Raw genomic sequence first — 11,665 nt, forward strand, 5'->3', positions numbered from 1 at the left:
GTTTTAAAATTTATCAAGTCAAACTTACAAGCTTACTTTATGACAAAAAAATTATTTTCGACAAACACGGTTTAGCTCCTGTTAAATATTTTTATAAAATCTATTTTTGATCGCTTTATAACTTTCCATCACAATTATTATGGGCACAGCCAGCAATAGTACCGTTGTCCATGTAGTAATATTAACGGGTTCAGTTCTCAAAATATCTTGCATAAACGGAAGATGCATACTTAAAACATGAATGGCCTGAGCACCCATAATACCAACAATTAAAATAACATTGCTCTTAATGGGTATTTTGAAAGCCGAGGTCACCTCTGATCTGGAATTTAGGGCGTGAAAATTCTGCATAAATACCATAAGAAGCAAAATCAGGTTTCGGCTGGATGCTTCGCTTAAACTACTGTAATTTATGAGAGTAAACCATAGTCCAAATACTATTATTCCAATGGTGAAACTTGAAACAAGGATTTGGCTAATCATGGTTTTGTTGAAAATCATTTCTTTTGGGCTACGCGGTTTTTTTTGCATGGCGCCTTTTTCGCCGGCTTCAAAAGCAAGTGCTACATCCTGGATACCATTAGTTACCAGATTAAGCCAAAGTAATTGTACTGCTAAAAGAGGTAAAGGTAATCCGAATAAAATAGACAAAATAAACAATATTACTTCTGCAGCGCCGGTTGAAATTAGTAAAAAAATCACTTTTCGCACGTTGTCATAGGCAAACCTTCCTTCTTCAACACCTGCTACTATGGAGCTAAAATTATCATCAACCACAATCATATTGCCCACTTCTTTGGCTACATCGGTGCCTGAGCCCATTGCAACGCCTAAATTGGCGCGCTTGAGAGCCGGTGCATCGTTAACGCCATCGCCTGTGACGGCTACAAATTCGCCGTTATTAATAAGCACTTCTACAATTTCCAATTTTTGAATAGGTGATACTCTGGCGAAAACTGAAGCATTTAAAACTAGTTTTTGATAAGCCTTGCCGGTATTTTTTCCTGCATTGGTTAACATGTCTCCGGTAACAATCATACCGGTAGAACTGTTGATTCCCAACTCTTTTGAAATAGCGTTAGCAGTTTCAGGATGATCACCGGTGATCATTATAACTTTGATACCTGCTTTTTTGCAGATTTCAATAGATTCCTTAGATTCTTTTCGCAAGGGGTCAATAAAGCATACCAGACCTAAAAGGGTAAGTGGTGGAATATCATCTTTATTGTAATTATTTTTTGATTGATAGTTTGAACATTTGCCATTAGCAACCGCCAAAACCCGGTAACCTTGAGAAGCCAGTTCTTCGGTTTGTTTGAGTATTGAAGATGTGTTGATGGGTTGTTTGACGCCATTTTCCTGTTGATATTCGCAGTAGTCCAATAATGTTTCAACTGCTCCTTTCATTCCTATAAAAATTTGATCATCTTTTCTGTAAAATGCAGCGGCATATTTTAATTCAGATTCATAAGCGATTTTATCAATAATAAGGTTGTCATCTTTTAACGCTTCAATATCAATTTTTAATTTATATGCCAACCCTAAAAAGGCCACATCCATGGCGTCTCCTTGGTGTTTCCATTCTCCATTGAATTGAGATAATTCAGCTTCATTTGCCAAACACCCTATCAATGCTAGTTGGTGAAGTCCCTGGTGCTGTTGGTGAGTAATTTTTTGATGGCTGTTTTCGTCACTTACAAAACCTTCACCGTTATAACCTTCACCCGAAACCTGAAATGAACTTTTATCAGGTAACACTACTTTTTTAGCTGTTTGTTGATTAACAGTGAGCGTACCTGTTTTATCACTGGCTATAACCGTGCAACTACCCAAACTTTCAACCGAGGTTAGTTTTCTAACAATGACATTGCGTTTGGCCATGCGTTTGGTAGCAATTGATAATGCTACGGTTAGTGCCACAGGAAGACCTTCAGGAATTGCTGAAACAGCAAGGGCTACTACGAAAAAGAAGATAGATGTAAAATCTAAGCCCTGCATTCGAAGAAAAACCGCCAGAATAATACTTAAGCCAATGATAAAAATGCTGATTCTTTTGGTGAATTTCTCCATTCTTAATATCAACGGTGCTTTTGCTGATTCACCTGTAGAGACATTTTTTGCAATTTTGCCTACTTCGGTATGTATGCCTGTTGCAACCACTATCCCCATTCCGCGACCAGACATAACGGTTGCACCTGCGTAGGCCATGTTACTGCGCTCTTGCAATGCCATATCTTGGTTTAAAATCTTGGTACCTTTAATAGCGCTTAACGATTCACCTGTTAAAAAACTTTCATCAATTTCCAGATTACGGGTATCGATTAGTCTTAGGTCGGCTGGAATTTTTGCACCGGACTCAAGATAAACAATATCCCCAATTACAATATTTTCAGAATCAATTTCAATTATTTTATGGTCTCTTTTTACAAGACTTTTGATCTTCAATAAATTTTGAAGGGCAGAAGCACTTTTTTCGGCATTGTATTCTTGATAAGTTCCAAGAATGCTGTTGATTAAAATCACCAACAAAATAAAAATAGCATCCTTAGCTTCTCCAATCAATACAGACGCAATGGCTGCAGCAATTAGAATGAAGATAAGCGGGTTTAAAAGCTGATGAAAGATTATGTTGAGTAGGGAAATCTTTTTTCCTTGAGGTAATTTATTAAAACCGTGTTCTTCTAAAATTGACGAGGCTTTCTCAGTTGTAAGTCCTTTTATATCAGAATTTAGTAATTTAAAAATCTCGTTGACTTCTAAACTATGCCATAAATTATTTTTGATATTTTGAGAACCCATGTGCAGTTATTTTATCCAAAATTGAACAAGCTAAAACTTAAAATGGTATATAAAATTAATATTAATGGGCCCAGTAATCCAATAAACAATCCACCAGGGAAAAATTCTTTTTGTCCAACAATACCCATACTAAAAGCTACCGCATTTGGCGGTGTTGAAACCGGAAGCAATAAGGCACAAGAGGCAGATAACCCAATTACAACGGGTAAAAAGGCCACATTAGCACCTGGAATAATACTAACCAGTGAAATACCAACAGGCACCAAAATAGTGGTTGCTGCCGTGTTGCTCATAAAGTTGGATAAAACAACCGACACATAACCAAATATAACAATCATTACGTAGTAATTTAGTTCAAAATGATTGATGCTTTGTACAAAATATTCTGCAATACCTTGTTCTTTAATGGCTAATCCAAGAGATAAACCACCGGCAACCAACATTAGTGTGTCCCAAGGTAACCTTCTAACATCCTCTGAATCTATAATTCCTAGCATGGTTAACAAGACAATAGGAACTCCTGATACAACAGCAACAGGAATACCTGTCCATTGAGATGTTAGCCACAACGTGAGTGTTCCAACCAATACCACCAGTACAATATTTTTTTTGATTTTGTCTTCTTGAGTTAGCGGTACGACTTCGGTTTCGAGAAAATCCAGGGAAATCTGTTGGGTTTTAAGCTGATATTTTTTAACCAGTAATTTGTAAAATAAATACACCAATAACAAAGCCGCCGGCATACCAATAATCATCCATTCAATAAATGAAATTCTAATTCCAATTCCTTCCAGCGCACCTACAGCAATGGCATTTGGAGCAGAACCAATAATTGTACCCATGCCACCAATAGACGCTGCTGCCGGTACACCAATAATCAGGGCTTTTATCAAAGGCGAATCTTTTCCAAGTGTTAATATAAGCGGCGCAATAGAGGCTAAAATCATAGAGGTTGTAGCGGTATTACTCATAAGCATTGATAGTGCAGCGGTCACCATCATTAAACCCAGAAGAACATTTTTGGAGTTACCACCTAATTTTGGTAGTATAAATTTCAACAATGATTCGTCTAATTGTGTTTTTCTCATACCTTCTGCCAGAAAAAATCCACCCAAAAATAACCATATAACGCCGTCAGACCAGGTTTGTACGTATTGTGTAACGTCAATATCAGGGTTTGATCCCATTGAAAAGACCAAAAATCCAATAATTAATATCCCAACTGCAAACGGCGGTATAGCTTCTGTGATCCATAAACCAATCGCCATAAAGAGCAAAAATAGCGTGTAATCCTGAGTCGAAGTAAAGCTTTCATCTCTCAATACATAGACAAGAAAAAACGATAATACCAAAGTGGCTAAGAAAAAAATGGTTTTGGTTTGTCGCTCTATTTTTTTGGTATATTTTGATAACGAATAGGATCTCGAATCTGACATGATAAATTAAGTTATTGTTTTTTGTTGTTTCTAAAATCGAAGTTATGAAAAACCATTAACATGGCGGTGTTTGCCCAAACTTTACTGCCATCAACAGGTGGATTTTTTATCATATTTAAATAACCCAATTGAATTCTTAGGTTATCAAATTTATATCCGATACCAACGGTAAATCTGTTTTGGTTTAATCTAAAACCGTTGGTGACATTTCGGCCGGTGTCGAATAAAATCTCATTAAAGCTGTAAGCATACCATTCTGTGTTTTTTTCATCATTAACAATAAGAGGATATTTCGCCATTAAGAAGTATCGTAAACGCCAGTTAAACTCATAACTGTCCAGCAAAACATTATCTTCAATTTCTTGTCTAAATCTGGCATCGTATCTAAACCTGTTAGTAATTGTAAATTTATTAAGATTAAACGAGGCTGTTGTTTGTCCCCATGGCCGATATTCATTACGGGTTGGTGTAATATCATTTTGACTGTAAAGCCATAATCTGGCAAAGCCTAATGTACTACTTCCTTTCACTTTTTCACTATAGTTAAAATGGTAAGTAACGCCTGTTCTAACAATCAAAAAACTTTCAGGTACAAAATGAGCGTCGTTCCAAATTGAAATTCTATCGCTCACCCTAGAACTGGTAAGATAACCCACCCAAACCTGATTTTCGTAGATAAAATCTTCTTGAGAAGAAAGATGATGCGTAAAACTACCTATTAATAAGAATAATATTAGTCGGTAAATTAGTTTCATTTAGTGAAATTAAATATACCCACAAAGGTACTTATAAACTCGCTGATAAAAAAGTGATATATGTCATGTAAGCATTTGAAAATAAACGTTTTTTACGAAATCGTTATAGTGAAAAATTGTCTTCTAAACATGACTATTGTCAGTTATTAAATACTAAACTTTTTAGACCTTTGAGTTGTTATAATACAAACATTTAAATTTACTAACATGAAAAATATCAGAGTTATCCAAGAGTTGCACGACATGGGAATTACAGGTTACCATGAGGTATCATACAATCCAAGTTATGAAGAACTGTACAAAGCCGAAATGTCATCCAGATGTCAGGGTTTTGAAAAAGGTGCACAAACCGATTTGGGAGCTGTGGCTGTTAAAACGGGCGTATTTACAGGACGTTCGCCTAAAGATAGATTTATAGTTATGGATGATGTCTCGAAAAATACCATTCACTGGGACGGAAATGTTAATAAACCAACAACTAAGGAGGTATATGATGATTTGAAAAAATTAGTGCTAGATCAATTGTCTGCTTCTAAAAAATTATATGTTGTTGATGCTTTTTGTGGCACCAATGCCGATACCAGATTAAAAGTAAGATTTGTGATGGAAGTGGCATGGCAAGCGCATTTTGTTACAAATATGTTTATACGCCCGTCTCATTATGAATTGGAAAACTTTGGAACACCAGATTTTATCGTTATGAATGGCTCTAAAACAACCAATCCTAATTGGAGAGAACACGGACTTCATTCTGAAAATTTTGTAGTATTTAACCTCACCGAAAGAATTCAAGTCATTGGAGGAAGTTGGTACGGAGGCGAAATGAAAAAGGGTATGTTCTCTATGATGAATTACTATTTACCTTTAAGAGGAATTGCCTCAATGCACTGTTCAGCGAACGTGGGTGAAGAGGGTGATGTGGCCTTGTTCTTTGGATTATCGGGCACAGGTAAAACCACTTTGTCTGCCGATCCAAAACGATATTTAATAGGTGATGATGAACACGGCTGGGATGATCATGGTGTTTTTAATTACGAAGGTGGTTGCTACGCGAAAGTTATTGATTTAACCGAAGAAAATGAGCCCGATATTTATCGCGCCATTCAACGCAACGCCTTATTGGAAAATGTCGTGGTAAACGAATATGGTGAAGTAGATTTCTTTGATCACTCTATTACAGAAAACTCGAGAGTATCTTATCCTATTTATCATATCAATAAAATTGTATTACCTTCTAAAGCCGGTCACGCTAATAAAATTATTTACTTATCAGCCGATGCTTTTGGCGTTTTGCCTCCTGTTTCCATTTTAAACGATGAACAAGCGCAATATCACTTCTTGTGCGGTTATACTTCTAAATTAGCGGGTACAGAGCGTGGCATTACAGAACCACAACCATCATTTTCTCCGGCATTTGGCGAAGCTTTCTTATCGCTGCACCCAACCATGTATTCAAAAACATTGATAGGTAAAATGAAAGAACACAATGCCAAAGCCTATCTGGTTAATACTGGATGGAATGGTACAGGAAAACGTATTTCCTTGAAGGATACTCGAGCTATCATTGATGCCATATTAACAGGCGATATTGATAAGGAAGAAACCATGCACATTCCATATTTAAACCTGACAATTCCAAAAAAACTGGAAGGAGTGAGCGATATTTTAGATCCGCGAACCACTTACAAAAACGTCTCTGATTGGGAAAGTAAGGCAAAAAGTCTGTCAGCGAAGTATATCTCAAACTTTGAACAATATACGGATACCGAAGAAGGTAAAAAACTTGTTTCTGCCGGCCCACAGTTGTAATTAATATCTTTTTAAAATTGAAGAAGCCGCACATTGCGGCTTCTTTTATTTGTTGTTGGTTAATCTCTTAAAGCTATTTTTATATTAATATTAAGATATGTTTTTATATTTGAGATAATTTAAGTCAATAACTGCTCAAAAAATCCACCAATTTTTTTCTCTCTGTCTACAAAGTGTATTTCTAATATCCAGTGACGCTTCTTACCATCCTTATCTAAAGCGAACATGCTGTTATGATTTTCCGGATGAATGTACAATAAATAACTATTGGGTTCAATACGTTCATGAGGAAATTGCCCTATTAAATGACCGCCTATGGGTCCACCATACTCCCAACCGTATTTGTTGGCTGTTGCTGTTATGTGATGAAAAAATTGAGATGCAGTCAGTTCTTTTTGTTGTTCAAACCAGTCTTTAACTTCGTACCAGGCGGTTTCAATATCGTTTTTGAGTTTTATTTTATAAGGGTCGTTACCTATGACAAATGTTCTTCCAAAATCGGCTTCCCAATCCTCAAAAATGGGTCCAAAATCTAAAAAAACAATGTCATTTTCCTGAATAATCAAATCCGGCGGATTGTCATCGTAAGGTCTTAAAGTGTTTTCACCGGCTCTAACAATTCGCTTATGCCAATACTTTTTGATGCCAAACATTTCTAAGGCCAGATCAAAGATTTCGGTATTAACTTGCTTTTCGGTTTTACCGGCCGAAATGATTTTTTTATTTTCTATTTCTGAAAAGAGCTGTGTAGCTTTTTTTTCGGCTACTATTAAATTTTTGAGTGTTTCGGTCATTCTTAATTTACATTATTTACAAGTGATATTTTCAAGTTCTATACCTAAAATCAGCATTTTATGAAAAGTAGGTAACTGAGCATTGGTTTCGCAAGTAGTCCAATTATTCCAAGACGCTTCCAATCCGCCAATTGGCAAAATAGAAACCCACATTTGAAAGCTCTCTGGTACTCCTTCGTTATTTAAATGCCATAGATAACTATCGCCGGGAGTGCTGCCGCCACTGGTGTAAGTAATTAAAAGTGCTTGTTTACCTTCGTCTGTGGTTACCGCCCGTCGTTCGGTTCCTTGGTCAAAAACTTTGTAAGGGGCTACCAACCAGAACGAATCGTTGTTAAAATAACTCAAAGCTTTATTGATGAGTTTTTCTCTGTCTTTTCCTTTGTAAAGATTATTAGCTACAAATACTTCAGATTGTTGAGGTGTGTTTAAATTGAGATTTACTTTGAAGTCTTTCCAAATCACTTCGCACTTATTTTCTGCTTTATTCCATTTGTAGTGGTGCATATTTTTAAAGCTAAATTCAACATAATTCGTGTTTTGGTATGCTTCATAATTTAGAGCATTCAACATTTTTTCAGCCAGTAAGTCTGCTTCTCTACCTGTTTCACCTGATGGTATTGGCTCATTGTATTTAAAGTATAAAAACGCAAACAGCAGGAGTGATGGCAACGTTAAAAACACCACCACGCCCGCTGTTATTTTAAGTATTTTCTTAAACTTCATTATAAAAATTAATCTTCTTTGTCGTAACCCGCCGGGCGTTTCCATCTAATTGGTGGTGCCGGTTCGGGTTTTAATTGAAACGGATTTTCTTTTAACAATCTTAAGGCTTCTTCCACACCGCGTTCCAGTTGCGGGTCTCGGCCTTCTGAAGTTAATTTTGGATGCTGAATCACTTCAATGTCAGGAGCAACCCCTTCGGCTTCAACAGCCCAGTTGCCGTATGCATCGTAAAATCCGCCTCGTGGTGCTACCATTCTCCCGCCATCTAATAATGGTGGCGTATCCCAGGTTCCAACCAAACCGCCCCAGGTTCTGGTTCCGATTAACGGACCTAAATTTTTGGCCTTAAACATATAGGGTAACAAATCGCCACCTGAGCCGGCACGTTCGTTGATAAGCATTACTTTCGGGCCCCAAATGCCTGCCATTGGTGTTGTCCATGGTCTGTTACCTTCGGTTCTGCTGTTAAAATAACCAAACAATTCTCTACTCATAATATCAATCATATAATCGGCTGCCGAACCACCGCCATTGTTTCTCTCGTCTACAATCACACCTTTTTTATCTTGTTGTGCAAAGTAATAGCGATTGAATGAGGTAAAACCAGGGTTGGAAGTATTTGGTACATACACGTAAGCTAATTGTCCTTTTGAAAGTTCATCAACTCGTCGACGATTACCTTCAACCCAGTCAATAGTTCTCAACCCACGTTCATTGCTTACAGGCTTAACCGTTATAACTCGGGAGTCGATTAGATTGGGTTTACTATTGACTGTTATTTGTGTGGTTCTGCCTGCAGTTTGTTCAAATAAGTGATAAATATTTTGCTCGGCCGTAAAACTTTTTCCGTTGACTGCTAAAATGTAATCACCTTCTTTAACATCAATTCCCGGTAAACCCAAAGGTGCTTCAATATTAGGATTCCAACGTTCACCACCGTAAATTTTTGAAATTTGGTAGTGGTTGTTTTTTGTCTCGTAATCACAACCCAATAACCCAACCTGTACGCGTTCTAAATTTGGCATATCGCCACCAGAAACATAAGAGTGGCCAATGGCTACTTCGCCACTCATAATATCAATAACATAGTTGAGGTCTGTTCGGTGACGTACATGGTCAATCCAGGGAGCATACCATTCGTAAACCTTATCCCACGGAGCGCCGTGTACATTATTGACATACAGAAAATCTCTCATAAAGCGCCAACCTTCTTTAAACATTTGGTGGTATTCGGCTTTTGGGTCTACCAGCATTTTTAAGTTAGTGTCTAATTTACCATCGCCGGGTTTCGGGCTTGCCTTTGTGTCGACAATTAACCAACTCCCATTTTGTTTTAAAAGTATATTTTTTCGATCGGCACTGGTAGTCATACTTTGTACACCTTTAGCGAATTCTGTGGCTTTTTCTTCAGCTACATCGTAACTATGCAACAGCAAGTTGCGTTCGTTAGGTACTTGTTCGGCCACAAAAACTTTATGCTTTGGACCTGCCGCCAGCGCCATGTATTCTCTGGCTTCTAATTTTAGTGGAATCACGCGGTCTAAAATTCCGTTTACATCAATTTTTACGTTAACAGCTGTATCTTTTTCGTCTTTTTTCTTGTCTTTTTCAGATTCATCTGCGGCTTCCATATCATTTTTTGGCAGGTTTGGTGCTTTCCCTGTTTTACTCAAAACAATGGCGTATAAACTGCGCACTGTTTTAGGATCGTAAGAACTCATGTCAAGCCAACCGGTTGATAAACCATAATTGGTGCTTCCAAGTGTGTAAATATAGTCGCCGCTTTCATCCCATACCGGACTAATAACATCGGCCATGCCGTCTGTAATTTGATGGCTTTTATTAGTATTAATATTGTAAACAAAAACTGCTTTAAAATGACTGTCTAACTGTTTGGCGTAGGCAATCCATTGAGAATCGGGCGACCAAACCGGATTCATGCTGCGATTGGGATGTGCGTAGCGATCTGTGTCGGCTTTTGTAACTTTTTTAGTTTCTAAATTAACTATCCAGATATTGTAATCGGTATCTGTAAAAGCTAAATGTTTACCATCAGGCGACCAATCGGGTCTAAAATAAAAAGTGGGATTAGGCAGTGGTATTTGTATTTGGTTTTGTCCGTTTTGATCGGCAATTGATAGTTGATATTCGCCACCTGTATCTGAAAACCAAGCTATTTTATCGCCTTTGGGTGACCAAACAGGATATCTATCGGCTGAGCCGGGGCTGTTGGTTAAATTTATCCAGCTACCGTCTTTTTTAGGAATGCTAAAAATTTCTCCGCGATATTCAAATAGAGCACGTTTGCCTGTTGGCGAGATGTTTCCGTTGATGAGATTATTAGCAGTAACATTCTCCCAGCGTGGTCTTGAAAAACTGAGATCTCCTGCAACATTAATGTCCAGTTGTTTGGTTGTTTTAGTAGCAATGTCAATTACATGCAAATAGCCACCTTGTTCGTAAATTATTTTGTCGTTGTGAGCATCAAGACTTTTAACATCAAATTTTTTGTGAAAGGTAATTTGCTCTTCGGTTTTGGTTTTCACATTGAAGCGCCAGATATTGCTGGTGTAATCGCGTTCAGATAAATAGTAAACATCGCCATCTAACCAAACAGGGTCTAAGTGTCTTTCCTTATCTTTTTGAGGCGTGGTAATTAACTCTTTTGTTTTTAAATCAACAATCCAAATAGGCATGGCCTGGCCACCACGATAGTTGCGCCATTCTGCATCCCAACTCATAATAGGCGTGTAGGCAATGTATTTGCCGTCTTCTGATATGTCGCCATAAGCAGCGCGCTCTAAATCTATCACTTTTGGGAAACTGCCTTTAGGATTTACGGTGTAAAACTTGGTAGTTTGTGTGGGTTTGCTGTCTCGACCCGATCTGAATAAAATTTCACCATTGGGTGTCCATCCTTGAACGTAGTCGCCATCGGGGTGATAGGTGAGTCTTTTGGGTTCTCCGCCTTCTGAAGGCATTACATATACATCTACATTACCGTCGTATTCGGCGGTAAAAGCAATCCATTTTCCATCTGGTGAGAAATGCGGATTTTGCTCATAACCGTCATTGCTGGTTAGTCTAATGGCATTTCCGCCGTTAATCGATGTTTTCCATAAATCGTTGGCATAAACAAAAACAACTTCATCGTTTGAGATGGTTGGCTGTCTTAAAAGCTGTGTGCCCTGCGACACAGAGACTAAACTGTAGCAGGCAAGGATTAAGGTTGTGATAATTTTCATATTTTAGTTATTTAGTTATTGGGTATTGAGTTATTAATTTTATGGTTTTAATTTCGTGTTTGACTTAAATGTTAGATAATTTTAAGTGCTTGATTATAATA

7 protein-coding genes are annotated in these 11,665 nt (G+C 37.6%); 1 reads left to right on the forward strand and 6 read right to left on the reverse strand.

The annotated features are described in order from the left end of the window. Positions 1-81 precede the first annotated feature (81 nt). Genes FJ651_RS09210 through FJ651_RS09220 form a run of 3 tightly spaced genes read right to left on the reverse strand, consistent with a single transcriptional unit; the run spans position 82 to position 4,990 of the window. Positions 82-2,799 carry a cation-translocating P-type ATPase gene (locus FJ651_RS09210; protein ID WP_140990224.1) on the reverse strand — a complete coding sequence of 906 codons (2,718 nt, stop codon included), beginning with the start codon at positions 2,797-2,799 and terminating at the stop codon, positions 82-84. Positions 2,800-2,810: 11 nt separating this feature from the next. Then, positions 2,811-4,235: an SLC13 family permease gene (locus FJ651_RS09215; protein ID WP_140990225.1), complete on the reverse strand. Its 1,425-nt coding sequence runs from the start codon at positions 4,233-4,235 to the stop codon at positions 2,811-2,813. Between the two features lie 11 nt (positions 4,236-4,246). Then, positions 4,247-4,990, reverse strand: a complete 744-nt coding sequence (locus tag FJ651_RS09220; RefSeq protein WP_140990226.1) for a DUF2490 domain-containing protein — start codon at positions 4,988-4,990, stop codon at positions 4,247-4,249. A 207-nt stretch (positions 4,991-5,197) separates the two neighbouring features. Here FJ651_RS09220 and pckA point away from each other — a divergent pair, with 207 nt between their 5' ends. Further along, entirely contained in the window at positions 5,198-6,799 is a 1,602-nt protein-coding gene (gene pckA, locus FJ651_RS09225) for a phosphoenolpyruvate carboxykinase (ATP) (RefSeq protein ID WP_140990227.1), read from the forward strand. Between the two features lie 119 nt (positions 6,800-6,918). Here pckA and FJ651_RS09230 read toward each other — a convergent pair whose 3' ends face one another. From FJ651_RS09230 to FJ651_RS09240, 3 genes are read right to left on the reverse strand one after another with little or no spacing between them, the layout of a single operon-like run. Then, a complete protein-coding gene (locus FJ651_RS09230; protein ID WP_140990228.1) occupies positions 6,919-7,593 on the reverse strand; it encodes a M24 family metallopeptidase in 675 nt (224 codons plus the stop codon). A gap of 12 nt (positions 7,594-7,605) precedes the next feature. Continuing rightward, positions 7,606-8,319 (reverse strand): hypothetical protein, encoded by a 714-nt coding sequence (locus FJ651_RS09235; protein ID WP_140990229.1) that lies wholly within the window; start codon positions 8,317-8,319, stop codon positions 7,606-7,608. Positions 8,320-8,327: 8 nt separating this feature from the next. After that, the gene (locus FJ651_RS09240; RefSeq protein WP_140990230.1) at positions 8,328-11,564 is read right to left on the reverse strand and encodes a S41 family peptidase; all 3,237 of its coding nucleotides are present in this window, start codon (positions 11,562-11,564) and stop codon (positions 8,328-8,330) included. Between the last annotated feature and the right edge of the window lie 101 nt (positions 11,565-11,665).

It is taken from the genome of Paucihalobacter ruber (genome assembly GCF_006494535.1).
Classification (GTDB): Bacteria; Bacteroidota; Bacteroidia; order Flavobacteriales; family Flavobacteriaceae; genus Paucihalobacter; species Paucihalobacter ruber.

Excerpts from the sequence above, each read along its gene's own strand:
- FJ651_RS09210 (WP_140990224.1), bottom strand. The coding sequence starts at position 2,799 with ATGGGTTCTCAAAATATCAAAAATAATTTATGGCATAGTTTAGAAGTC.
- FJ651_RS09215 (WP_140990225.1), bottom strand. The coding sequence starts at position 4,235 with ATGTCAGATTCGAGATCCTATTCGTTATCAAAATATACCAAAAAAATA.
- FJ651_RS09220 (WP_140990226.1), bottom strand. The coding sequence starts at position 4,990 with ATGAAACTAATTTACCGACTAATATTATTCTTATTAATAGGTAGTTTT.
- pckA (WP_140990227.1), top strand. The coding sequence starts at position 5,198 with ATGAAAAATATCAGAGTTATCCAAGAGTTGCACGACATGGGAATTACA.
- FJ651_RS09230 (WP_140990228.1), bottom strand. The coding sequence starts at position 7,593 with ATGACCGAAACACTCAAAAATTTAATAGTAGCCGAAAAAAAAGCTACA.
- FJ651_RS09235 (WP_140990229.1), bottom strand. The coding sequence starts at position 8,319 with ATGAAGTTTAAGAAAATACTTAAAATAACAGCGGGCGTGGTGGTGTTT.
- FJ651_RS09240 (WP_140990230.1), bottom strand. The coding sequence starts at position 11,564 with ATGAAAATTATCACAACCTTAATCCTTGCCTGCTACAGTTTAGTCTCT.